This window comes from Fuerstiella marisgermanici, from assembly GCF_001983935.1.
Lineage (GTDB): Bacteria > Planctomycetota > Planctomycetia > Planctomycetales > Planctomycetaceae > Fuerstiella > Fuerstiella marisgermanici.
Genome location: NZ_CP017641.1, coordinates 815115 through 838769, shown reverse-complemented (window position 1 = coordinate 838769; position 23655 = coordinate 815115). Strand labels below are relative to the sequence as shown.

Annotated in this window: 21 protein-coding genes; 4 read left to right on the top strand and 17 right to left on the bottom strand. The window is 55.7% G+C overall.

Annotation, left to right across the window (positions count from 1 at the left end; translation table 11 throughout):
- Nucleotides 1-50: 50 nt before the first annotated feature.
- Nucleotides 51-590, bottom strand: coding sequence for a peroxiredoxin (locus tag Fuma_RS03110; RefSeq protein WP_077022848.1), 540 nt, complete (start codon nucleotides 588-590; stop codon nucleotides 51-53).
- A 311-nt stretch (nucleotides 591-901) separates the two neighbouring features.
- Here Fuma_RS03110 and Fuma_RS03105 point away from each other — a divergent pair, with 311 nt between their 5' ends.
- The 3 genes from Fuma_RS03105 (at nucleotide 902) to Fuma_RS03095 (ending at nucleotide 4776) form a co-directional block, all read left to right on the top strand.
- Entirely contained in the window at nucleotides 902-1798 is an 897-nt protein-coding gene (locus Fuma_RS03105; RefSeq protein ID WP_077022847.1) for a hypothetical protein, read from the top strand.
- Nucleotides 1795-2574, top strand: coding sequence for a DUF480 domain-containing protein (locus tag Fuma_RS03100; RefSeq protein ID WP_077022846.1), 780 nt, complete (start codon nucleotides 1795-1797; stop codon nucleotides 2572-2574). The genes Fuma_RS03105 and Fuma_RS03100 overlap by 4 nt, the downstream gene beginning before the upstream one ends.
- 357 nt (nucleotides 2575-2931) lie before the next feature.
- Nucleotides 2932-4776 (top strand): hypothetical protein, encoded by a 1845-nt coding sequence (locus tag Fuma_RS03095; RefSeq protein ID WP_083731767.1) that lies wholly within the window; start codon nucleotides 2932-2934, stop codon nucleotides 4774-4776.
- A gap of 96 nt (nucleotides 4777-4872) precedes the next feature.
- Here the strand turns inward: Fuma_RS03095 and Fuma_RS03090 are convergent, their stop codons facing one another.
- From Fuma_RS03090 to coaE, 6 genes are all read right to left on the bottom strand, one after another.
- Nucleotides 4873-5742 carry an NAD(+)/NADH kinase gene (locus Fuma_RS03090; RefSeq protein WP_077022844.1) on the bottom strand — a complete coding sequence of 290 codons (870 nt, stop codon included), beginning with the start codon at nucleotides 5740-5742 and terminating at the stop codon, nucleotides 4873-4875.
- A gap of 53 nt (nucleotides 5743-5795) precedes the next feature.
- Nucleotides 5796-6233: a transcription antitermination factor NusB gene (gene nusB, locus Fuma_RS03085; protein WP_077022843.1), complete on the bottom strand. Its 438-nt coding sequence runs from the start codon at nucleotides 6231-6233 to the stop codon at nucleotides 5796-5798.
- Between the two features lie 104 nt (nucleotides 6234-6337).
- Nucleotides 6338-6814: a thioredoxin gene (gene trxA / locus Fuma_RS03080; RefSeq protein WP_229360837.1), complete on the bottom strand. Its 477-nt coding sequence runs from the start codon at nucleotides 6812-6814 to the stop codon at nucleotides 6338-6340.
- Between the two features lie 100 nt (nucleotides 6815-6914).
- The gene (gene ribH, locus Fuma_RS03075; protein ID WP_077022842.1) at nucleotides 6915-7388 is read right to left on the bottom strand and encodes a 6,7-dimethyl-8-ribityllumazine synthase; all 474 of its coding nucleotides are present in this window, start codon (nucleotides 7386-7388) and stop codon (nucleotides 6915-6917) included.
- A 97-nt stretch (nucleotides 7389-7485) separates the two neighbouring features.
- Nucleotides 7486-8877 (bottom strand): transcription termination factor Rho, encoded by a 1392-nt coding sequence (rho, locus tag Fuma_RS03070; protein WP_077022841.1) that lies wholly within the window; start codon nucleotides 8875-8877, stop codon nucleotides 7486-7488.
- Nucleotides 8878-8934: 57 nt separating this feature from the next.
- Nucleotides 8935-9528, bottom strand: a complete 594-nt coding sequence (gene coaE / locus Fuma_RS03065) for a dephospho-CoA kinase (protein ID WP_158520840.1) — start codon at nucleotides 9526-9528, stop codon at nucleotides 8935-8937.
- A gap of 347 nt (nucleotides 9529-9875) precedes the next feature.
- Between coaE and Fuma_RS03060 the strand changes: the two genes are divergently transcribed.
- A complete protein-coding gene (locus Fuma_RS03060) occupies nucleotides 9876-11696 on the top strand; it encodes a phospho-sugar mutase (RefSeq protein ID WP_077022839.1) in 1821 nt (606 codons plus the stop codon).
- An 81-nt stretch (nucleotides 11697-11777) separates the two neighbouring features.
- Here the strand turns inward: Fuma_RS03060 and Fuma_RS03055 are convergent, their stop codons facing one another.
- The 10 genes from Fuma_RS03055 to Fuma_RS03010 form a co-directional block, all read right to left on the bottom strand.
- Complete coding sequence (locus Fuma_RS03055) at nucleotides 11778-13037, bottom strand: FAD:protein FMN transferase (RefSeq protein WP_158520839.1); 1260 nt, start codon at nucleotides 13035-13037, stop codon at nucleotides 11778-11780.
- Nucleotides 13038-13315: 278 nt separating this feature from the next.
- Entirely contained in the window at nucleotides 13316-14017 is a 702-nt protein-coding gene (locus Fuma_RS03050; RefSeq protein WP_077022837.1) for a 4'-phosphopantetheinyl transferase family protein, read from the bottom strand.
- A gap of 26 nt (nucleotides 14018-14043) precedes the next feature.
- Nucleotides 14044-15264, bottom strand: coding sequence for an NADH:ubiquinone reductase (Na(+)-transporting) subunit F (gene nqrF, locus Fuma_RS03045; RefSeq protein ID WP_077022836.1), 1221 nt, complete (start codon nucleotides 15262-15264; stop codon nucleotides 14044-14046).
- A 7-nt stretch (nucleotides 15265-15271) separates the two neighbouring features.
- Nucleotides 15272-15886, bottom strand: coding sequence for an NADH:ubiquinone reductase (Na(+)-transporting) subunit E (gene nqrE / locus Fuma_RS03040; protein ID WP_077022835.1), 615 nt, complete (start codon nucleotides 15884-15886; stop codon nucleotides 15272-15274).
- Nucleotides 15886-16512, bottom strand: coding sequence for an NADH:ubiquinone reductase (Na(+)-transporting) subunit D (locus Fuma_RS03035; protein ID WP_077022834.1), 627 nt, complete (start codon nucleotides 16510-16512; stop codon nucleotides 15886-15888). The genes nqrE and Fuma_RS03035 overlap by 1 nt, the downstream gene beginning before the upstream one ends.
- Nucleotides 16513-16524: 12 nt before the next feature.
- Nucleotides 16525-17358 (bottom strand): Na(+)-translocating NADH-quinone reductase subunit C, encoded by an 834-nt coding sequence (locus Fuma_RS03030; protein ID WP_077022833.1) that lies wholly within the window; start codon nucleotides 17356-17358, stop codon nucleotides 16525-16527.
- Entirely contained in the window at nucleotides 17348-18625 is a 1278-nt protein-coding gene (locus Fuma_RS03025; RefSeq protein ID WP_077022832.1) for an NADH:ubiquinone reductase (Na(+)-transporting) subunit B, read from the bottom strand. The genes Fuma_RS03030 and Fuma_RS03025 overlap by 11 nt, the downstream gene beginning before the upstream one ends.
- Nucleotide 18626: 1 nt before the next feature.
- A complete protein-coding gene (locus Fuma_RS03020; RefSeq protein ID WP_077022831.1) occupies nucleotides 18627-19970 on the bottom strand; it encodes a Na(+)-translocating NADH-quinone reductase subunit A in 1344 nt (447 codons plus the stop codon).
- Nucleotides 19971-20462: 492 nt separating this feature from the next.
- On the bottom strand, nucleotides 20463-21881 hold the full coding sequence (gene lpdA / locus Fuma_RS03015; RefSeq protein WP_077022830.1) for a dihydrolipoyl dehydrogenase: 1419 nt from the start codon (nucleotides 21879-21881) through the stop codon (nucleotides 20463-20465).
- A 104-nt stretch (nucleotides 21882-21985) separates the two neighbouring features.
- On the bottom strand, nucleotides 21986-23632 hold the full coding sequence (locus tag Fuma_RS03010; protein WP_077022829.1) for a 2-oxo acid dehydrogenase subunit E2: 1647 nt from the start codon (nucleotides 23630-23632) through the stop codon (nucleotides 21986-21988).
- Nucleotides 23633-23655: the final 23 nt, after the last annotated feature.

The following is a 23655-nucleotide window of genomic DNA, read 5'->3' as shown; positions in this document are numbered from 1 at the left end:
GCTGTGCAGTGTAACTTCGGATTTGTCGACGGTATAAGTCGGAGTTCCGATCAGCCCTTCTTCTGGGGCACTTCCAGTTCCTTCAGCTGAGCGGCAATGTCTTCGCCGTGGCTTGCGGTTTTCACCTTTTTGTCGATGTGCAGAATCTTACCGTCCATCCCGATAAAGTAAGTCCAGCGTTCCGGCACGGCACGTCCTTCATGGACAACGCCATAGGCCTCTGCGACTTTCTTTTCCGGATCGCTGAGGATCGGGTAGTCGAGTTCCAGTGACTTTGCGAACGCCGTATTCTTTTCCACCGTGTCGCAGCTTGCGGTGAAATACTTCACCTGGAATTCGCGGATCGCTTCGCCGTTTTCGCGGAACGATTTGCATTCTTTGGTGCAACCGCCGGTGAAGGCTTTGGGGAACCACGCGACTACGACAGCCGACTTACCTTTGAAGTCTGCCAGTTTGTAGGTCTTTCCATCGCTTCCCTTGAGTTCAAACGCGGGTGCGTCGTCGCCCACTTTCAGTTCTGCCTGAGCCATCTGCGTTCCTCCTGCCAGTAAAAGACCGGCAGCTGCAACTGCGAAAATTCGTTTCGTCATCAAACTCTCCCGTTGTGAAAATTGACAGCAGACGCCGCTGCATTTGCCGTGGACCTGGTTTCTGTTTCTTAAGTAGTTAGGCACTGGTCGCCGGTTCGTTTCTTAAATTCACTGACGGCCGGCGCTTTGCCATTCACCAAATCTACCGCAACGGAAATTGCCGTAGTAGGCGCGACTCCCATTGTTGCCAAAATGGACAGGAATTCGCCAGAGTCAACGGTGTCGCAGAACCATCATTCCGGTCGATTCGCTACCATTCGTTGTAAATCTTCTGCTAAACACAATTTCGCCGAACCTTGAAAAGGTAAAACGTGCGTAAAGATCTCGTTGACAACAACCAGAAGCGGAATCAACAGACCGCATCACTGACGGATTCGTATCAGCCGCACCGCGAAATGGTGATGCGACTGATCGAGGCAACCTTTAAGGACTTGAGCGGGCCTGACAGTGCTGAACTGTCGTCCCTTGTTCTGTTGGGAGCCGGTAATTGTCTGGACGTGGAGCTGCCGAGACTCAGCGAACTGTTCCAGACGATTCACCTCGTCGACGTGGACGCTGAAGCGATCAGCACGGCCAGTGAAGCCAGCGGTGTACCGGGTGAAAAGCTGCGTCTGCACGGCCCGGCCGACATCGCCGAACCGCTTCTATCGCTGACATCACGCGACTTTGAACCCACAGAAGACAACATTGAACACTGCACCTTCGTCCTGCAGCAACTGGCGTCAGAAAACGGATTGGCCGACATCCCGGAATCTGACGTCGTGGTTTCGCTGTGCGTGTTTTCGCAGATGCTCGATTCGCTGCGGCACGTGGTCGCAGAAGACAGTCCCGCGTTCACCAATGCCGTGCGATCGCTGCGGGTCGGGCACCTGCGTCGCATGCTCAACATGCTGCGTCCCGGTGGCGTGGCGATTTTTGTCACCGACATTGTGTCTTCCGACACTGCTCCAGAGTTGAAAGCAGCCACCGACGACACGATCGCGGCAACCGTGAAGAAGCTGATCAACGAACGCAACTTCTTTAGCGGGACCAACCCGGCTCTGGTGCTGGAAGATCTGAACATGCTGTCACGGCTGCCCGGCGGTCCAGACACGGTTCACACCATTGATCCGTGGTTGTGGCAAATGGCCGATCGAACCTTCGCCGTGTACGGATTGCGAATTCAGAAGAAACCACCCATTCAGGAAGCCGATGAGGCCCAGGTATGACTGAAGAACCCAAGAATCAGATTCGCGAACTGCCCAAAATTCAGCGCCGAGTTCTGGGCGCGCTGATGGAGAAGGCGTTTACGACGCCGGAACAGTACCCGTTGACGCTGAAGGCGACCGCCACCGCGTGCAATCAGAAAAGTAACCGTGATCCGGTGGTTGGATATTCTGAAGATCAAGTGCAGCAGGCACTGGATGATCTGAGGTCAGATCTGCTGGTGGCCGAAGTCTTCATGGGCGGCGGCCGGACCGCTCGCTACCGCCACTACATGCGACACAAATTCGACTTTTCGGAAGCTCAATTTGCCATCATCGCAGAACTGCTGCTACGCGGACGCCAGCAGTTAGGCGAACTAAGAACTCGCGCCAGCCGGATGGTACGAATCGAAAGTCAGGATCAGCTGCGCGAAGAGCTCGACGGTTTGAAGAAAATGGGCTACCTGCAGGCGAATGGGCCTCTCGAACGTCGCGGCATCGAGGTCGATCATACGTTCTACCTGCCGAAAGAAGGCATGGAAATCGGCAATGCCGCTCCGGAGCAGCCCGAACCTGCGGCGTCGCCCGCCTCTCCAGCACCAGCGGCAGCGGCTCCGTCAGCCCCAGTCGCAGCAAATGCGCCAGCGGTTGCCGCCGCGGCCTCCGGTGTTTCCGAAGCGTTGGTCGCTCGACTGGAAACGGTTGTGTCTGAACAGGCGGACACTATCCGCGAGCTGCATTCGCTGGTCTCGGAGCTTGATGACCGGCTGCAACGGCTGGAACGGGATTTGGGCGTGTAGCGGCGACGATGCCCTCTGAGGCAGCAATTCGCCTCAGAGTATGGCCGGCTGCGGTTTACACGAGCAATTTCGATCGGAACGGTTGTTCACGTCGGGGCGGGTGCTTGCGCCCTCCTGACCCCCACGACGCAGCATTATTGCTTCAACTGGCTGTCGAATCTGCTGTTGGCCGCCGTTACGGGGATAGACCGTTTGCATCAACGGCGGTTTCTGGCCAAGATGTATAACGCTGGTCCGATTCTGCCCGTCGCTGAAAATCCTTACATTGATCAGGTCAGAGCGCGGGACAGATCCCGCCCCCTCTGCCCTCATAAACGCATGTCTGCTAACTTTCAGTCTTGTCCACAATGTGAATCCATGGTCCTGTCCGACACCATTGAGTGTCCGGAGTGTGGGCATGTATTCGACGAAGATCGAGCGTCGGCAGGACGGGCCGAGCATGATGGCGTGAAAAGCCATCATGAGCTGTACGATACCTGCACCGAATGCGGCGAATCCGTGCGCAGTGGCCTGGTCCGCTGCTGGAGCTGCAATTCGTTTATGAGGAAGGACGTTGAAGAGAAGTATCGCGAGCTGACATCTCAGCCGCAGCAGATCATTTTCAGCGAAATCCCCAAAGAACAACGCACAGAGTTCATGGCGGCTCGAGGCGATCAGGCCCACCGCCGGGAACCGCGAGCTCCGATTTTTGATGCCGAAGAGGAAGACGACGAATTCACACTCAGCGGCAGCTCAGGCACAACCACCACGGTACAGGCGGCCCCGCCCGTCGCGGCTCCGGCCACGCCTCAGCCGCCTGCCGATGATGCCGACGACGGATTCGAGTTGGACTCGACAACTCGCCCGGCAACCCAGCAGACACCAGCGGCCGAAATGGACAAAATCGACGCCGCCAAGGACGCCGCCGCACCGAAAGAAGATGCGAAGACTGCTGACGCGGAATCGGCGGACACCGCAAAAGCTCCGGCAGGCGACCAGGAAGCCGACGACAAGAAAGCTGATGGTGACAAGTCGGATGATGCCTCAAAGGCACAGCCTGACAGCGAAATCGGCGCAGACGACCTGCTGAATATTGCGTTGCAGGACCAGAAAGAAACCAAGCGTCGCAAACGCGAAAAAATTCAGGAAGCTCGGCAGCGACGAGTTCTATTGCCATGCACAGCCTGCGGCGCGTGGATTCGTGTGCATCAGGATCAAGCGGGAAAGACCGTTCGCTGTCGGCAATGTAAAGCACCGATTGTCGTGCCCTTCATCAAGAAGAAAGAAAAGAGCGCAGAGAAAAGTCAGCCAGCAGCCGCAAAGATCGACGTCACCTGGATTGACGATGTTCATCAGCATGTCGTGAAACCGACAGACGTGACATTAAAACCCGGCAGCTTGCAGAAGACTTTTGAGGTAGTGGATGTGGCGTTTCATGAATCCGGAATGCATATTCTGAAGTACGCTCCGCCTGCCAAAAAAGGACTGTTTGGTAAATCGTCCGATGGCCCGCCGCCTGTCGAAGAACAGCGGAAGCTTGTTCGCGAACATATCCAGAAGACCGGAAAGATTGCCAATCTTCCGTTCGGAGAACTTCAGACTGTATCGCCCGAACAGGTCGAAAAAGTGCGTCTGGTTCAGCCAGTCGCAGAAGCATCGGCCAGCATGTTCGCTGGCGTGCCCGTGTTTGGCGAAGGTCAGATCGCGGTGTACCTGCCTATCGACCTGCCTGACAATCAGCAGGCGTTTCTGTCGTCGCCTTTGACCGTGTCTCGCAAGCTGTCTTCCGAGCTGAAGTCGCACTTCAACGTCGACATCGGCGCAAGTGAAAATGGCGTGCCGGCAGATGAAGAGTTTGAAACGCTGAAGTGCCACTTGAGCGAATTGCCCGTGAAGTCGCTTAAGAACGTGGTCTATTACCAGAATGACCCTGCATTCGAAGTCGAACTGGCTGGCCATATCTGTGCCACCTGCGGCATCGCAATAACCGAGGAAGCTCGGGCAAAGAAGAAGCTCGGCGGGGCAGCCGGTAAAGGGATCGCCAAAGCCAAATGTCCGAAATGTTCAAACAAGTTCGGCGACCAAAAGGCCTGGAATCTGAGCAAGACTCCTGAGAGCGAAGCGCCTGAAGAGGAAGAAGACGTCAGCGAAGTGCTGAAGCCAAAACCGAAGGAAGCGGCCGCGCCGGAACAGAAGCCTGAGGCTGGTACCGACGCCAAATAGGTTTGCCGACCGGTCGGCAGAATCGAAACTGCCGACTATCAGGTACGGAGCGTGCTCACGTCTACGGCAACGCAGTAAAGACGCGTGGACGGGCTTTCAATGCCCTTTTCGTTCTCGATAGTCCAGCTGGCCGCGCCAGCCAAGCTTCCGGTGCAACGTGGTGTAGTAGCTGTGTCCCGGAAACCGGACCAGCTTAAACGTCGGCGTCGCCCGCTTGATGACTAGCCGGTCGTCAGGCCCAACGGGGCGTCGGATCTGCCCGTCGATCACCACCATCACTCCTTCTGGTGCATCGGATACGGTCAGGGCGTAGGTCCGATCAGCACTATCCACGATGGGACGCACGGTGAGGGTATGCGGGCAGATCGGGGTGATGCTGAACGCCTGCAGGTCCTGCCTGAGAATCGGGCCGCCTGCTGAGAGGTTGTGAGCTGTCGAACCGACAGGTGTGCTGATGATCAGGCCGTCGCAGCTAAAGGTGGTCACTGGTTGAGCATCGATCTCAAGGTTGATATCGAGCATCTTCAGAGACCCGCCTGACGTGACGGTGACTTCATTCAGCCCCAGATCCGTCAGCGTGGAGCCGTCTGCCAGACGGTGCTGGCATTCGAACATCAGATGTTCGGCAACTGAGTAGTCGCCGTCTTTCAGTTGCTGCAGGTTCTCACGGAACTCCTCCATCGTGAGGTCGGCCAGAAAACCCAGTCGCCCAAGATTGATGCCCAGGATTGGAATCTGGCGGCGGCCCAGCTGGCGGCAACCTCGCAGAATCGATCCATCGCCGCCAAGGACGAGGCACAAGTCTGCAGACAGATCATCCGCGATTGGTTCACCACGCGAGAATTCCCCGACGACGTCGACATCAATCGCTGCCTTCAGGCCAGGCATGAGCTCAGCCCATGCGTCCAGGACTTCCGGTCGGTCGCTGCCAGTCAGGATAATGATTTTCAGCGGATCTGGTGGCATGGCGGCTGCTTGAACAAATGGGGCGTCGCTAAAGTTGTCAGATCCTGCAATAGCTAGACGGTGCCGGATTCGTCTTTCGTGGTCAGCGAACTACTTTCGGATGCCGTCAGCTTGTCCAGAACTCCGTTAACGAACGACGGTGAGTTTTCCGTGCCGTATTCGCGAGCCAACTCGATGCACTCATTCAGCACAACCGCGGCCGGCGTGCCAAAGTACTGAATCTCAAACACCCCCAACCGGATCACGTTTCGATCCGTGGGAGCCATCCGTTCGATGCGCCAGTTCGCCGCGACATCGACGATCTGCTGGTCGATCTGTGAACAGTACTCGCGAACGCCAGTGAACAACGACCATGCCAGGTCAACCAGTTGCTCTGTTTTAAGCTCTTCCTGCAGCGAAGTACGAATCCAGTGTGTGTCGGCATCCGGGTTTTGGTCCACGAGATACAGCATCTGGAGGGCTTGTCGGCGAGCGTCAGAACGTCGGGGCATGTGTCGGGCTATGAATGTTGCCGCGGACCGCAGCAGATTGAAATTGAGCAGCCCGGCTTTTCAGGAGCCGGGCTGCGGAGAAATGCGGGTATCGAAGTTCAAGATTACTCAGCAGGAGCACCATCCGAAACAAGTGCGGCGAGTTTCGCTTCGATTTGATCCTTTGGCACAGCGCCCACCAGCTGGTCGACTTTTTCGCCGTCACGCAGGTAGACAAGTAACGGAATACTGGTTGCTTCGTATCTTTGGGCCAACTCCGGCGCTTCGTCGACGTTGATTTTCACGACAACAGCTCTGTCCTTATAGTCTGCTGCGATCTCTTCGACGGACGGGGCGATCATGCGACACGGACCACACCATGGAGCCCAGAAATCCACCAATACCGGCTTACCGGCATTCACCACAACTTCTTCGAAGTTACTTTCGTCGACGTTGATGTAGTAGTGTTCTGGTTCGGATGGTTCCGGCTCGCCAGTGGCGACTTCGCTAACACTGTTAACTTCGCTGTCGACGCACCCGGACAACAAGGCCATTGTCGACAAGCCGACAACGGCAGTCAGGCGATTGAAAATATGAGTCATTGGTTTGTTCTCCTGTTTCTGGTTGGTTGGGGCAATCATTCCCTGTTGCCACTGCATTCTCACCGATTGGTGCATAGCGTGGAAGCGTCAATCGCCACCATCATCCTAGCTTTGCAAGCAAACTCACCATTTCAATAGCCGCCAACGCTGCTTCTGTGCCTTTATTGCCAACTTTACCGCCCGCCCGGTCCAGCGCCTGCTCCATCGATTCGCACGTGATCACCCCGAATGTCAGCGGGACACCGGTTTCACGCGAAATATTCATAATGCCAGCGGCAACCTGGCTGTTGATGTATTCGTGATGAGTCGTCGAGCCCTGAATTACGGCTCCAACACAAATGACGGCAGCGTACTTCCCACTGACGGCCAGCTTTTGAGCGGCGAGCGGAATTTCGAAGGAACCGGGCACATAGACAATGTCAATTCTGCCAATGTCACCGCCATGGCGTTCAATGGTTTCACACGCGCCGTCAACCAGCCGTGACGTGATTAAGTCGTTGAATCGCGAAACGACAATCGCGAACGATGCGTCGGCACAAACCAATGAGCCCTGAATTTTGTTAGCGTCTTTCATCGTGCTTTCTTACTGTCCTGCCGGTGAATTCTTCGACCGACCAATGTGCGCGTTGCCGAGTGGTATTTCTTCCGTTGAGCCGAGGGTCTGGCCCTTGTTACTCCAGATTCATACTCATCAGGAACTCAGCATTGGACTTCGTCCGGCCCATGCGATTGACGAGCAGTTCCATGGCTTCCACCGGGTTCATATCGTTAAGAACTCGCCGCAACACCCAGACCAGCTTCAGCTCTTCTTCGTTCATCAGTAACTCTTCGCGCCGCGTGCCCGATCGATTGACGTCGATGGCGGGCCAGATTCGTTTTTCGACCATGCGACGATCGAGATGCAGTTCTGTGTTGCCGGTGCCTTTGAATTCTTCAAAGATCACTTCGTCCATTCGGCTGCCGGTATCCACCAGCGCCGTTGCGATGATCGTCAGACTGCCGCCTTCTTCCACGCATCGAGCGGCCCCAAAGAATCGTTTGGGATTCTGCAATGCATTTGCATCGACGCCACCGGAAAGTGTCTTGCCGCTGTTCGGGATCTCAGTATTCCACGCTCGAGCCAGCCGCGTGATCGAATCTAGAAAGATGATCACATCGTGACCGTATTCGACCATCCGCTTGGCTTTTTCGATCACCATCTCCGACACCTGAATATGCCGCGAGGTTGGTTCGTCAAACGTGCTGCTGACGACTTCACAGTTGTCGGCTTTCAGTTTACGTTCCATGTCTGTCACTTCTTCAGGCCGTTCGTCAATCAGCAGCACGATGACGTATGCGTCCGGATGATTTTGTCGCACGGCGTCAGCCATCTGCTGCAACAGAATCGTCTTGCCAGCTCGCGGCGGAGACACAATCAATCCTCGTTGACCCAGCCCAATCGGAGCGATCAGGTCAACGATGCGAGTGCTCAAATGCGGAGCCTTGTCGGCCAATCGCAAACGGTGTTCAGGATGCAGAGGCGTCAGGTCGTCGAAGAAGACTTTCCCCGTCAGCAGATTGGGATCCTGTCCATTGATCGCTTCGACTCGCAGCAACGCGAAGTAGCGTTCATTCTCCTTCGGCGGCCGAATTTGCCCGGCCACAGTTGCGCCGGTGCGAAGGCCAAACCGACGAATTTGACTGGGGCTGACGTAGATGTCGTCGGGACACGGAAGGTAGTGGTAGTCCGGACTTCTGAGAAAACCGAAGCCATCGGGCAGAATCTCAAGCGTGCCTTCGCCAAACATCAGGCCGCTAAGGCGAGTGCGTTCTTTCAGGATTTTGAAAATCAAATCCTGTTTTTTCATGCCATGATATTCGCTTAGGTTTTCCTGCTCAGCAATATCCAGCAATTCCTTCATCGACATCCGTTGCAGATCGGCGATGTTGAAGTCGGCCACTTTGGACGGAGCGAAGGCCTCGGACGTGTTTTGCCCGGCTGCTGATTTTGGATGAGGGATGTCAGGGCGAAGTGCTTTTGCCGTCGCGGGCGGGCTGTCACCCGGTGGTGGAGAGTTTTTCATGGCCGCTGCGGGCCTCCTGATAAGGGGGTGGGCAGAGTTTGAAGACTGCCGGAAGGGTCACCGAGAACCGGTGCTGAGAAGTGAACTCAAGACGTGTTTCATTTGAGCAGCCGCGTGGTCGATGGAACCGGAGTTATCCACCACAAAGTCCGCTCGTTCTTTCTTAGCTTCAATGCTCCACTGACTGGCTTCACGCTTCGCAAGTTCCTCAGCCGACCAGCCTCGGTTGTCTCGCACGCGTTCCTGCCGGATGGCCAGAGGGGTATCAACAAAAATCAGCCAGTCGCATTTTGCGTCCCAGCCGCCTTCCAATAGCAAAGCCGCATCAAGAATCACCGCGTCGACATCCCTGGACGCGGAATCAATTTCAGTGTTTATATTACGGCGAATCGCCGGGTGAATGATCTCGTTTAACGCCAGTCGTGATTCTTCGTGCTCCGGAGAATCGCCGAAGACACGTTTCGCGAGTTGTGATCTGTCGACGGCTCCGTCGTGCTTAAACACATCGTCGCCGAAGCGAGAGCGAAGAGCCGTCTGAATTTCGGGATTGTCGAGCAGTTCATGCCCGGTCCTATCTGCATCAATAATGTGGAATTGGATTCCTGTGACCTGACGAATAACAGACGATTTACCAGAACCGACGCCGCCCAATATTCCGACAACGGGAGTCTGGCGGGAAGCAGCTGGATTGGGAAAACGGTCTGTCAGCGCAAAGCCTGAACGGAAGAATTTGTGGGAAGTTGAGACGTCGAAATGTGTGCGTTTCGAATTCGCGGTCGCGAACGAGTGACTGGATCGATGGGGAGGCGTCGATTTCGCGGACGGGATCCGACGACGCACACCTAATTATGCGAACTCCGATGTGCGGAAGTCAAACGGTTCGCACGCTGGAGACCTTGTTTTCATTCACATTAAAAGTAGTCTTCGCTACTGTTTTACCCGTACATTCCGTCGTTTTTCCTCTCGCCGCCGCTCTCAGGTCATCGCAAAGCCAGAATATGTCAACCGAAGCCATCACCAAAGTCGAACAAGCTGCCGCCGCTGGGAAATTGACTGCTGATACGCCCGGCAATGTCAAAGACTGGCTTTCCAAGGACTGTGTCTCCCAATATCACGGCCGAATTCTGGAGCTGATCAACGCTGAAGAATGGGCGATCCTGGACGAACTTTTTTGGACCACCATTCCCTTCGGTACCGGTGGTCGCCGTGGCCCAATGGGAGAACTCGGCCCCGCGACGATCAACGACCGCACAATCGCAGAATCTGCCCACGGCCTGGCGGCATACCTGCGCAAGTCGGGCGTGACTGAAGGTGGCTCTGCCGTCGTCACTTCGGACACACGCAATAATTCGCCGCACTTCGCGCGACTCACCGCAACCACGTTTGCAGCGCACGGATTGAAGGTCTATTTGTTCGAAGAACCTCGAGCAACACCCGAACTTTCTTACGCGGTCCGCAAGCTCAACTGCGACATCGGCGTGATGATTTCCGCGTCGCACAATCCTCCCGCCGACAACGGCTTCAAGGCGTACTGGTCGAATGGTGCTCAGGTTATTCCACCGCACGACAAAGGGATTATTACGGAAGTCGAAAACGCAGGCGACATTCCAGCCATGGACTACGACCAGGCCATGGCGGCCGGAAAGATTGAACTGATCGGTCCGCACATCGACACCGAATACGTCAACGAAGTTGTCGCTCTTAGCCAAACGAAAAATCGAGACATCTCGGCCGTCTTCACACCGCTGCACGGTGTCGGTGAAACATCGATCTACAAAATTCTGCAGCAAGCCGACTTCGACAAAGTTGCGATTTTTGAAGACCACCGAGTGCAGGATGGCAATTTTCCAAATGTGCCGAAGCACCTGCCGAATCCCGAACTGCTGGAAGTCTTCGATCCGGTTATTGATTGGGTGAAGCAAAACAACCACGACGCAGATCTGATTTTGGCGTCCGACCCGGACGCGGATCGACTTGGCGTGATGGTGCGAAACAGCGAAGGCGGCTTTACGGCCATCTCCGGCAATCAAACGGGCGCGCTGATTACCGATTACCTGCTTTTCAAACGCAAAGCAGCCGGCACGCTTTCGAATTCCGACTACGTTGTGGAAACACTCGTCACAACGCCGCTGGTTCAGGCCGTTGCTGAACACTATGGCGCGAAGGCCTTCAGCGAACTGCTTGTCGGCTTCAAGTGGATTGCGAAAACGATCGAAGAAAACGGAGCCGATCATTTTGTGTTCGGTTGTGAAGAATCGATCGGATTCCTCGCAGGAGACTACTGCCGCGACAAGGACGGAGCGATCGGCGCGCTGTTCATTTTGGAACTGGCTGCCGAACTGAAAGCGAAGGGCAAGACGCTGCTCGATCACCTGGACGAACTTTACATACGCCACGGCTTTCACGCCGAAGGCCAGAAATCAATTTACTGCACGGGCCCCACCGGCAAGGCCAAAATCGACGGCCTGATGCAGACACTGCGAGACGATCCACCAACGCAACTTGGACCGATCCGCTTTGTCGAAGTCGCCGACTACAGCACAGGCAAACGCACCGGGCTGCCAGACGGCAAGTCGCTGGGAAGCATCGAAAATCCCCGCGGCGACCTGCTGATCTATAAGTCTGATCCAGCAGCGCCGGTCCGCATCAACATCGCTGGCCGTCCCTCCGGAACAGAACCCAAGATCAAGTTCTACTTTTTCTGCCAGTCGGACCTGCCAGGCGGCGAAGACCTAAATCAGGCAAAAGGTGCGGGCGACAGCGTGATGAAAGAAGTGCAGGATGCGCTGGGCGAATGGGCTGATCAGCAGCTTGGTTAACAACGCTCTTTCCCTTGCATAGGTTACGTGTGCTGTGACCGTGTTCAGCGAATCGGAACCACGGAGGCCCAATCCGTGGTTCTAAACTTCACATTCAGATCGTTCGGCCGCCGCTTGTTGCATTTTTTCTCGAAGTTCCGCGTTGGTGCATTCGTCTTTCGGGATCGTACACAGTTCGCAGATCGACTTGCCTTCCGTGCCAGGCATTGATGCCAGCCCACCGCAACTACCTTTGATCGACTTGTTCTGCAGGATCGTGCCGATCGCCATTCCGGTGACGGCGATCAGAAAGACGACGGCCGCTGCCGCAAATGGAAACCAAGGCAGTGAGGCATCTTTCTGGTCTTCGGGGGCCTTCAACGTGCCCGTCGCAGATTCAGTCACTGCGCCGTCCGTGACATTCTGAAACAGCACTGACAGGTTTTCCGCGTTTGCCAGTGCCAGCCCCTTCTCTGTGCCCAAAATCATCATCGTCGTTGCCCACGCATCGGCCGTCATGCACGATTCGTGTAGGACAGACACTGACGCAGGAGGATTCCTGACAGGCCATCCAGTGGACGGATCGATGGCATGAGAATACACCACACCATCCAGCGTAAAGTTATTGCGATAGTCCCCGGACGTGGCGATGGACATTTCCGTCAGCGGAACCACTCGCTGCAGTCCGCCTACCGGCGACTCGACCCCCATTTTCCACGGATCACCAGACGCTTTGGCGATTCCCGCTCGGTCTTCACCACCGATGTCCACCACGAACGACTGCTGCCCTTCGGCGATCAACAGTTCAGCAATCGCATCAACGCCATAGCCTTTGGCGATTGCGGACAGGTTTAGCTGAAGTTCGGGAATCGCTTTGCGGATCGCGGGCGGCTGGCGACGAACGCTGATGTGCTGCATCCCGGTCTTCTTCTTCGCCATTTCGATTTCTGATTCACCTGGAGTCTTCTTCGGCTGACGAGCTCCAAACCCCCATAAATCGATTAGCGGCGCGACGGTGGGATCGAAGGCACCTTTGCTGAGTTTGTGGATTCGCTGAGCTTCTTCCACAACTCGGGCGAATTCGGCCGACACTTCGAACCAGTCGGTCGATGCACTTTGGTTGAATTTTGAGATCTCGGATTCCGGATCCCACGTCGACATTTGGCGGTTGATTTCAGTCAGGCGAGCTTCCACCTTCTCCTGCAATGCCCCGCCTTCGTTTAGCGATTCGGCTGGAGTGTCGACGACGATGGAGTAGTACGTCCCCATCGTATCCCCCGACAGTTTTAACGGTTCCGTCGCAGCAGTTTCCGCCAACGCCAGATTGGGGACGATTAGAAGTACCAGAAACGCAGTTCGCATGAAGTCACGTCGTGCAGAATAGAAAAAACGAAAACCCATTAGCAGCCAATTGTATCGGCCAGCTCACTCACAGTCACGGTGCGGAATGTTTCGTAAGCGGATTGACACTAAACGCCAGGAATAGGACACGCTTCTCCCGTCGTTGAGTTGGGGGCGGACGGGCAAGGCGACGAATGCAAATCTGGTGTGTCATCCCTACTCAACCGGCTCGTCCCGACGACGTTGCCAACGAATCGGCCGTCACCTGACCCGCTTGCGCAGACTTAACCGACCGGACTTTACATAGCTGATGCTGCTGTATTCGGGGCTTGAGCTTCTGAGTCTGAAACAACCGCTAGTGAGACAACTGCATCCTGCTGGTGCATGATCGTGATCGAAGGCGATGCAGCCGGGTCGTCGACGTTTCGACAATGAAACAGGCCATCGTCAGAATAACAGACATCCCACATCGCGGGGGAGAAAGGTTCGCCACCGTTGACGGCTTTGTAGGTGGCCTCTTTGATGCTCCACAGCAGAGGCACTGTCACCGTTGGCACGTCATTCGTGTTGGCCGATGTGGCCAACAATTCCTGTTCGCCGGGTGTCAGCCAGAAACTTAAGCCACTTGACCGGGCCGATTGCGACTCGACAACATCAATGCCAACACGAGACCCAGTTGCGGTCGAAAGGGCGGCTGCCGCCCACCGATCGGTATGACTGATCGACAAGTCCCATGACTGCCGAACGTCTCGAATCCGAATCTCAGGCCTGCTGGAACGCCCCGTGTCGTCGTGAGAATGGACTTCAATCTCATGCAGCGAAACCGGTTCCGCATTCGACTCAGCCAATACGTTGCCGATCAATCGGCGACTTAGCCAACGTCCGGCCAGCCACTGGGTGCGACGACCAGCGTGTGACAGCTGTTTAAGCCGCTGCAGTTCGGCCGACGACAGCCAATCGCCCGGTTGTTCAGGCCAGGCAGATCGCAGTTCAGTAATCATTGCGATTTCGTGAAGCGGCTCGATACCTATCCACCGAAGTCGTCGAAGGCGATGTTCTCTGGTTCAACGCCGAGATCCGAAAGCATGTCCTGCACACATTTCAGCATGATTGGCGGACCGCAAATGTAATATTCGCAGTCTTCCGGAGCCGGATGCTTCGAAAGGTATTCGTCGTGCAGGACCTGATGAATGAAGCCAGTCAGGCCAGTCCAGTTGTCTTCCGGCAGCGGGTCTGACAATGCGATGTGCATTGAAAAGTTGTCATGCTTCTTTTCAAGCTCTTCGAATTCTTCGAGATAGAAAAGTTCACGGACGCTTCGGCCGCCGTACCAGTATGAAACCTTGCAGTCTGTGTGCATGTTCTTAAACAGCTCGAACGTGTGAGACCGCAGAGGAGCCATACCTGCACCACCACCGATGTAGATCTTTTCGGCAGGAGTTTCCTTGATGAAGAACTCGCCGTATGGGCCGGAGATCGTCACTTCGTCACCGGGCTTCAGATTGAAGATGTACGAAGACATCTTCCCTGGCGGGGTACCTTTCGGTGATCGCGGTGGCGGACTGGCAACTCGGACGTTGAGCATAATGATGCCTTTTTCGCCCGGATAGTTGGCCATTGAATACGCTCGAATGACGGTTTCGTCGACCTTCGAAATATTGTCCCAGACGTTGAAGTTATCCCAGTCGCTGTGGTATTCCTCATCGATGTCAAAGTCGCGATAATTCACTACGTGCGGCGGGGCTTCGATCTGGATGTAGCCGCCCGCCTTAAAGCCGACGTCTTCGCCTTCCGGCAGCTCCAACACGAGTTCTTTGATGAACGTAGCGACGTTGCGATTCGAACGGACCTTGCACCGCCATTTTTTGGTCTCAAGTGCTTCGTGCGGGACTTCAATTTTCATGTCCTGCTTGACGGCGACCTGACATGACAACCGACAGCCTTCGCGTTCGGCCTTCTTGTTAATATGCGTCTTTTCGGTGGGCAGAATATCGCCGCCACCTTCCAGAACATTCACCTTGCACTGCGCGCACGTGCCACCGCCACCACAGGCCGACGAAACGAAGATGCCTTCGTCCGCCAGAGCGTTGAGGAGTTTGCCGCCAGCAGGGATTGAGATCGTCTTCTGGTCATTGATCACAATGCTCACGTCGCCCGTGGACACAAGCTGCGAACGTGCGGCCACGATCAGCCAGACGAGAGCCGCCACAACGCCAGTGAAAATTGCTACGCCAAGAATAACTGTCATTGGTTTCTCAGAACTTGATCACAGAGAATGTCTGAAAGGCCAGTGCCATCAGACCGACGGTGATGAACGTGATGCCCAGTCCTCGCAGACCGGCCGGAACATCGCTGTACTTCATCTTTTCGCGAATTCCGGCGAGACACACAATTGCCAATGCCCAGCCAAAGCCGGAACTGAATCCGTAAACGACGCTGCCAGTGAAATCCAGCTGTTTTTCCACCATGAGCAGTGTGCCGCCGAGGATCGCACAGTTCACGGTGATCAGCGGCAGAAAGATTCCCAGTGTGTTAAACAACGCTGGGAAGTATTTATCGAGTGTCATTTCCAGAATCTGAACCATCGCCGCAATCACGCCGATGTAGCAGATCAGGCCAACGAATGTGAGATCCTGGTCGGCAAGGTCACTACTGATCCAGCTAAGGCCACCGGGCTGCAGCAGGTACTGGTAGATGAGGTTATTGACCGGCACTGTGATCGTCTGAATAACAATGACAGCGATGCCAAGGCCCCAGGCCGTCTTGACGTTCTTGGAAATCGCGAGAAACGTACACATGCCCAGAAACAGGGCCAATGCGAGGTTTCCCGGAAACACAGCGTCGATGAAGATATTGACGTATTCTTCCATTATTCAGCCTCCACCTGTTCTGGCTTGAACGTGCGAATCACCCAGATAATCAGGCCAATGAGAAAGAATGCACTTGGTGCGATCAGCATCAGTCCGTTGGTCGGATACCAGCCACCTTCTGTCTGTGGCACCATCACGTTGACGCCGAATAACTTCCCAGAACCAAACAGCTCTCTGAAAAAGCCAACCAGCAGCAGAATAAAACCATAACCCAGGCCGTTGCCAATGCCGTCCAGGAAGCTCAGCCACGGGCCATTCTTCATTGCGAATGCTTCTGCTCGCCCCATCACAATGCAGTTCGTGATAATCAGGCCCACGAAAACAGAAAGCTGCCGACTGAGGCCGGGGGTAAAGGCCTGCAGGATCTGATCGACCATAATCACCATTGAAGCGATAATGGTCATCTGAGCAATGATGCGGATGCTACTCGGGATCTCTCGGCGAATAAACGAAATCGCCGCACTGGAACACCCCGTGACCAGAGTCACAGCGATGGCCATCACCAGCGATGTTTCCAGCTTTACTGTGACCGCAAGGGCACTACACAAACCCAGAATTTGCAAGGCAATGGGATTGTTGTTGACCAGCGGATCCAGCAGGATCTTTTTGGGGTTTGGTTCAGCCATAGTTGCGTTTCCTTATTGGATGACGGCCCGTCGTGCGGCCGCCTCCTGAGTCGCTGCGTCTTTCTGGGTGGCTGCGTCTTTTTTTGCAAGCTTCTGCAGGTATGGCCCGAAACCGCTGTCGCCCAGCCAGAACTCCAGCATGTTGGTCACACCATTCGATGTCAGAGTCGCACCCGATAGTGCGTCCACCTGATAGTCGGTCGTGGCATTCTTGGCGACTTCAATCTGCACGTCCCAGTTTTCATCGAATACCAGCTTACCTGGCCATTTGGCTTTCCAGAGCTGGTTGTCGACCTCACCACCAAGGCCTGGTGTTTCACCGTGCTTGTAGTAGGTTAGTCCGGCCACCTTAACGTGTGTCGGTCCTTCCTCGATTTCTTCGACATCCAGAGCCACAAAGCCGTACAGCGTGGACCACAGACCTTTGCCTCGTATCGGAAGGATCAGTTTCTTGATCGGGCCTTCTTTAGGGACACGGTAGACAACGGTGTAGATTTCGACGTTCTTTAAACCGGCGACATCTTCCTGCTTCGGAATTTCCTCGTGAAGTTTTGGATCCCGCAGAGCTTTTGCCATGTCAAACTTCGGGGCGGAAAGATCATCACCTTCCGGCTTATGGTCTTCCAGGTCCAGACCAATGGCTTTGATATTGTCTTTGAACAACTTGCCAGGGTCGCCGCCTTCTTCCCACAGTCCAGCCGCTTCCAGAATACTCTGCTGACGAAAGGCTTCCTTCTGTTCTTCCTGAATGCCCTTCAGCCCCACGGCCAGAGAAGACACCACGACAGAACAGACCAAACACAGAGTTACAGCAACCTTAAAGGTTCGTATCGTTTCAGGCTTCATTGCGAGCGAGCCTCCTGTTGATGTTCTTTTGTACGACCACGTAGTCGATCACAGGAGCAAATACGTTGCCCAGCAGAATCGCCAGCATAATGCCTTCCGGAAACGCAGGGTTCAGAACGCGCACCGTGATTGTCATCATCCCAATCAGGATTCCGTACACCCAACGCCCAGCATTTGTCATGGCGGCAGAGACCGGATCGGTCGCCATAAACACCAGCCCAAACGCCAGGCCTCCCGTACACAAGTGCCACGCAGGAGGAACCTGATACATCGCGTTCGTTGTTGTTTCAATTCCGTGAAACACGGTTGCCAGCCCCATGGCTCCAATCAGCACGCCGGCCATGATTCGCCAGGATCCGACGCCGGTGACAATCAGGAAGATCGCACCCAGCAGGCAGGCGAGGGTCGACGTTTCGCCCATCGAACCGGGAATGTTCCCCAGAAAGGCCTGCCACAGTGTGAGTCCGCCGAGGTCGTTGTTAATGACGGCTGCAAATGAACCACCATCCGGGGCAGCCACCTGCACGTTGCCCATTGTTGTCAGCAACGTTGGACAAGTGATTCCGTCGATTGCTCCGGCCCATACGGTCGAACCAGTAATTTGAATGGGATAGGCAAAGTACAAGAAGGCTCGAGCAGTCAGAGCCGGGTTTAGAAAGTTCTTGCCGGTTCCGCCAAAGACTTCTTTTCCGATGACAACACCGAAACTGATTCCCAGTGCGACTTGCCAGAGCGGTATCGTGGCAGGCAGCGTCAGCGGGAACAGCATCCCCGTCACCAGAAAGCCTTCGTTAATATCGTGCTTACGGATGCAGCCGAACAGCACTTCCCACGCCCCGCCAACCATGTTGGTCACCAGGAAGACAGGAATGAAATACAAGGCACCGTGCAGGAAGTTGTAGACAAGGTTTCCGCCAGCAGCAGGATCCCAACCGCACATCCGAACGACGGAAGCACGCCAGCCAAGTTCGGAAATCACGTCGGAATACGAATCACCTGCGTCGACCGCCGCCTTGGCCACGATGTGCGTTTGAGCACCCGTGTTGTAGCAAGCCATCAAAATGCAGGGCGTCAGCGCGATGACCACGAAGATCATCATTCGCTTCAGGTCCATGCCGTCCCGCACGTGTGACGCATTTTTCGTCACTTCGCCGGGCGTATACAGAAACGTGTCGATCGCTTCGTAGATCGGATACAGCCGCGCCAGTTTTCCACCTTTGTGAAACCACGGCTCAACCTGATCTAACTTGTCTCGCAGGAATTTCATATCAGCCTTCAAGCTCAATCTGAGTCAACCGTTCCCTCAGGATCGGGCCGTATTCGTATTTGCCGGGGCACACAAAGGTACACAATGCCAGGTCTTCTTCGTCCAGCTCAAGGCAGCCAAGGGCCTGAGCCTGCTCCGTATCGCCCACGATCAGCGACCGCAACAGAAATGTGGGAATGATGTCCAGCGGCATCACCTGCTCATACATCCCAATCGGCACCATTGCTCGCTTGCTTCCGCCCGTTGAAGTCGTGAAGGCAAACCGCTTGGCCGAGTTCAACGCAGACGAGAACACTCGCCGCACAGAGAACCGGTCAGCCCCAGGCGACACCCAACCGAGGAATTCACGCTCATTGCCTTCAGCCACAGCTGAGACCTGAAGGTGGTATCGCCCCAGATAGTCGAACGGCCCTTCAGCTCGGCGCCCACTTAGTACGCTGCCGCTGACAACTCGCACTTCCCCGTCAGCAATGCGTCCTTCCACGAGTTTTGACACACTTGCACCAACTCGCGTGCGAATTAGCTGCGGAGTCTTAACGGCCGGCCCGGCCACGGACACTACGCGAGTTGTAGACAGCTGACCTGTGGCGACCAGATGGCCGATGGCCATGACATCCTGATAATTGATCGTCCAGACAGTCTTATTCAGACCAACGGGATCGAGGTTATGAATATGAGTCCCCGGCAAGCCAGCGGGATGAGGACCTTCAAACTCTTCGGCCTGCACCTGAGCATGATCTTCACCGGGCAGGTGTTCAGCAGGACGGCGACAAACGTAAACCTTGCCGTCTGTTAAGCGAGTGAGAGCGACCAGGCCGAAGCGGAAGTCACGTTCGCGTTCGCGAATGATCGGAGTCGCGTCCGGAGCCAATGGGCTCGTGTCCATCGCCTGCACAAAGATCGAATGTGGAACGCTGCCGACAGCCGGAACTTTGCTGAATGGGCGAGTCCGCAGGACAGGCCACATTCCGCTTTCTGCCAGCAGGCTTGTGATCGCTTCGCGGGACACTGCTTCGATGTCGCGTTCTCCGGGAGCATCAAACTGAACGGCTTCGTCGCCATCCACTTCGATCACCAGTGACTGGAAGGCTCGCCGAGCACCTCGGTTCACTTCCAGCACTTTGCCCGCAGCAGGAGCGGTATAAATCACACCCTCGGTCTTTTTATCCGAGAACACTGGCTGGCCAAGCTTCACGGTATCGCCAACGGCAACCAGCATGGTGGGCTTCATGCCGACGTAGTCCGACGCCACCAGAGCAACCCGCCGAATGGGCGGCCCCTCAATGACGGCCTGATCCGGCTCACCGGTAATCGGTATGTCGAGCCCTTTAGTTATACGGTGCATGCGACCGGTTCAATCCAGTAGTTCAAAACCCGCTGCGACGGGATACAAAAAAGTGAATGCCTCGAATTCGCGCGTATCTTAGTCAGCGGTGAAGCTTTTGGAAGGGCTTTCAGACACGTGTGAATCTGGGGGCAAAACGCGGGCAACGGTTCTCGACCGCAGGAATCGAAATTCCCGCCCGTAGCTCAAGCTCAACCGCAAACTGCCGGCAAAACGCGGCTCGATCTTCGCTGCCGAATGCACCGCATTGCTGAAAACTCTGGCGATTTGGGCGTTCCACCGTTCATTCCAGGAACGCGACTACCCCTAAAACCAGCAGGCCAACACAAAAAACACCCAGCACAACCGCTATGCATGTTCGCAGGACGACCTCACTCCAATCCCGTCTCTCGCGTGAATCGTCTCGGAAAGACGACTCATCCTGCCAACCGGCCGGGGCGTAAAAAGGGTTCTCGGCCATTCCGCGCCTGACACTTGCAGCAAACCGGGACTTCACGCCTTTTTCCGAGTCGGCTTGTAGAAGTGAGTGGGTTGGCCGATCGCACTTTCGGCCGCTTCCATCACGGTTTCGGAAAGTGTCGGGTGAGCGTGAATGGAATCGGCAAGGTCGCGTGCGGTCGCTCCCATTTCTACGGCGAGCACGGCCTCTGCAATCATTTCGCCCGCGCCTGGCCCGCAAATGCCGACGCCGATCACACGCTGATGCTTCGGTTCGACAATCAGCTTCGTCACGCCTTCGGTTCGAGCCAGCGTTTGAGCTCTGCCGGATGCCGCCCATGGAAAACGGTGAGCTGTGTGTTCGATGCCCTGAGCTTTGGCCTCAGTTTCGGTAATGCCGCACCAGGCAATTTCCGGATCGGTAAACACGACGGCGGGAATGGCCACGTTATCGAATTCAACGGGCTCGCCGAGCAGCGTTTCAACCGCCACTTTCGCTTCGCGCGTCGCTTTGTGAGCCAGCATCGGCTCGCCTGCGATGTCGCCGATGGCCATCAGCTTCGGATCGGCGGTTCTCATGTTACGGTCGACTTCAATGAACCCGCGTTCATCGAGTTTGACGCCCGTGTTCTCCAACCCGCAATTCGCACTGTTGGGGCGGCGACCAATGGAAATCAACACTCGATCGAATGTCATTTCGGGGTTGACGCCTTCACCTTCCAGACTGGCGACTATGCCAGCATCCGTGGCCGTCAACTTGGCAACTTTAGTGTCCAGATGAATCGCAGCAAATTGTTGCTTCAGAACCTTCTGCAGCGGAGTCACCAAATCGCGGTCAGCTCCGGGAAGCAGGCCGGACGACATTTCCACCACTGTGACTTCAGAACCCAGGGCCGCATACACCGATCCCATCTCAAGACCGATATAGCCACCACCGACGACCAGCAGCTTGCCCGGAATATCTTTCAATTCCAGCGCGCCGGTGGAATCCATGACTCGGTCGTCGCCAATGTTGAAGAAGCCGGGCATGGTTGGAATCGAACCGATGGCCACGATCGCTTTATCAAACGTCAGCGTCGACGTTTCACCGTCGGCAGATTTCAGTTCCAGCGTTGAAGAATCCTTGAAGGTTCCTCGCGCCTTGATTAGCTCCACGCCTCTCGCTTTACACAGGCCTTCGATACCACCGCACAGGTTGCCAACGACTCCATTCTTGAAGTCGCGCAGCTTGTCGAGGTCGACTTCCGGCGGCTGAAAGGTAACTCCCCATTCGCTGGATTCGCGAGATTCGTTGATCAGTTTGGCGACGTGCAGCAGTGCCTTGGAAGGAATGCAGCCTCGGTTCAGGCAGACTCCGCCGGGCTGCTTACCTTCGTCGACGAGCACCACCTGCATGCCGGCATCGGCCGCTGCGAACGCCGCTGGGTAGCCACCGGGACCACCACCAAGAACAACCAGTTGAGTGTGTTTCATTTTGAAAGCTGAGAACGGTATGCCGAAAGCGGAACCAGAAACAGCGGCATCGACGTTTGCGGTTTCGGCCTTCCGCTTTCCGCCCTCCGCTCTAGCGAATCACATCAGAACAATTCGAAAAAATTTGTCAGGCTGCTCGACAGCTTCACAATAAACCGAGCCGCATCGGCTCCGTTGATGGCTCGATGGTCGTAAGACAAAGACAAAGGCAGCATCAGGCGTTCGACGATTTGATCGTCTTCCAACTGCAATTCTTTCTGGCCGCGAGACATGCCCAAAATTGCGACCTCAGGGTGATTCACGATCGGAGTGAAATAAGTACCGCCGATACCGCCCAGATTTGTGATGGTGAAGGAAGCTCCCTGCATGTCTTCGGCCTTCAGCTTGCGATCGCGAGCCTTCATTGCCATTTGCGTGAGTTCGGAAGCGACCTCAAGCACATTTTTCTGATCGCAGTTGCGGATCACGGGGACTACCAGGCCGTTGGGCGTGTCGACGGCGACACCGATGTTGTAGTAGTCCTTCAGAATCAATTCGCCAGCTTCCATGTCGATGCTGGAATTGACTTTCGGGAACGCTCGCAACGCGCCCACAACAGCTTTAATCATGATGGCCGTCATCGTGATCTTCGGCGACTTGGGATTGTCTTTGACGTAGCGTTTTCGAGCCGCTTCCAGTTCCGTGATGTCGGCCAGATTGTGCTGAGTCACGTGCGGAATGGTGATCCACGCTCCGTGCAGATTAGCAGCGGCCGTTCGCGACAGCTTGTTAAGCGGCTGCTTGGTGATTGGGCCGAACTTGCTGAAGTCCGGCAGAGGCGCCGCCGCGACTGTTCCAATGCTCATCGAACCACCGGCACCGCCGCCGGTCGGCTGGCTCATGCGATCACGCACAAAACCTTCGATGTCTTCGATGGTAATGCGTCCGCCGTTGGCAGTTCCTTTGACCTGGTGAAGGTCGACTCCAAGCTTGCGAGCCATCCGACGAGTCGCCGGCCCGGCGGGAGCTGGCACGCCTCCGCTGGAAGTCGGTGCTGTGGCAGGCGGTGCCTGAGTTTTCTGCGGGGCGGTTTTGGCCTGCGAGCTGGCGGGGGCAGATTTCTGAGCAGCCGGATTTTCTGCAGGACCAGACGATTTCGCAGGCGCGCCGGACGTTGTGGCGATGGTGATCAGCGGTTCGCCAACCTTCACCGTTTGTCCGGCTGAAATGTGGACGGTTTTAATTTCGCCCGCGTGGGGACATTCGATCTCCGCGACAGACTTATCGGTTTCGGCCTCGCAGATGATGGCATTGGCCTCAATCGTGTCACCGACCTTGACCAGTACCTCCGCGATATCGACTGAATCGACACCCTCAGCCACGACCGGCAGCTTAAATTCGACGTCTTTGGCTTCTCCCGCCGGAGCAGCATCTTCCGCTGGCGCTTCGGCTGCTTCCGGTCCTTCGGCAGCTGGAGCAGCTTCCTGTTTGGGAGCTTCCGGCTGTTTCGCCGGAGCTTCTGCGGCGGCATCCGAAGATTCTTCGAGTTCGATCAAAGTGGCTCCGACATCCACGGACTGCCCGACCGAGACCATGATCTTCGTGACTTTGCCAGCATGCGGACACTCGACTTCAGCCACCGACTTGTCGGTTTCGACTTCGCAGATCACGGCGTTGGCTTCGATCGTATCTCCGACAGCCACGAGGATTTCTGCGATATCGACAGATTCGATGCCTTCAGCAACGGCCGGGAGTTTGAATTCAATGGTCATGGTTGGTTTCCGTAACGTAGATC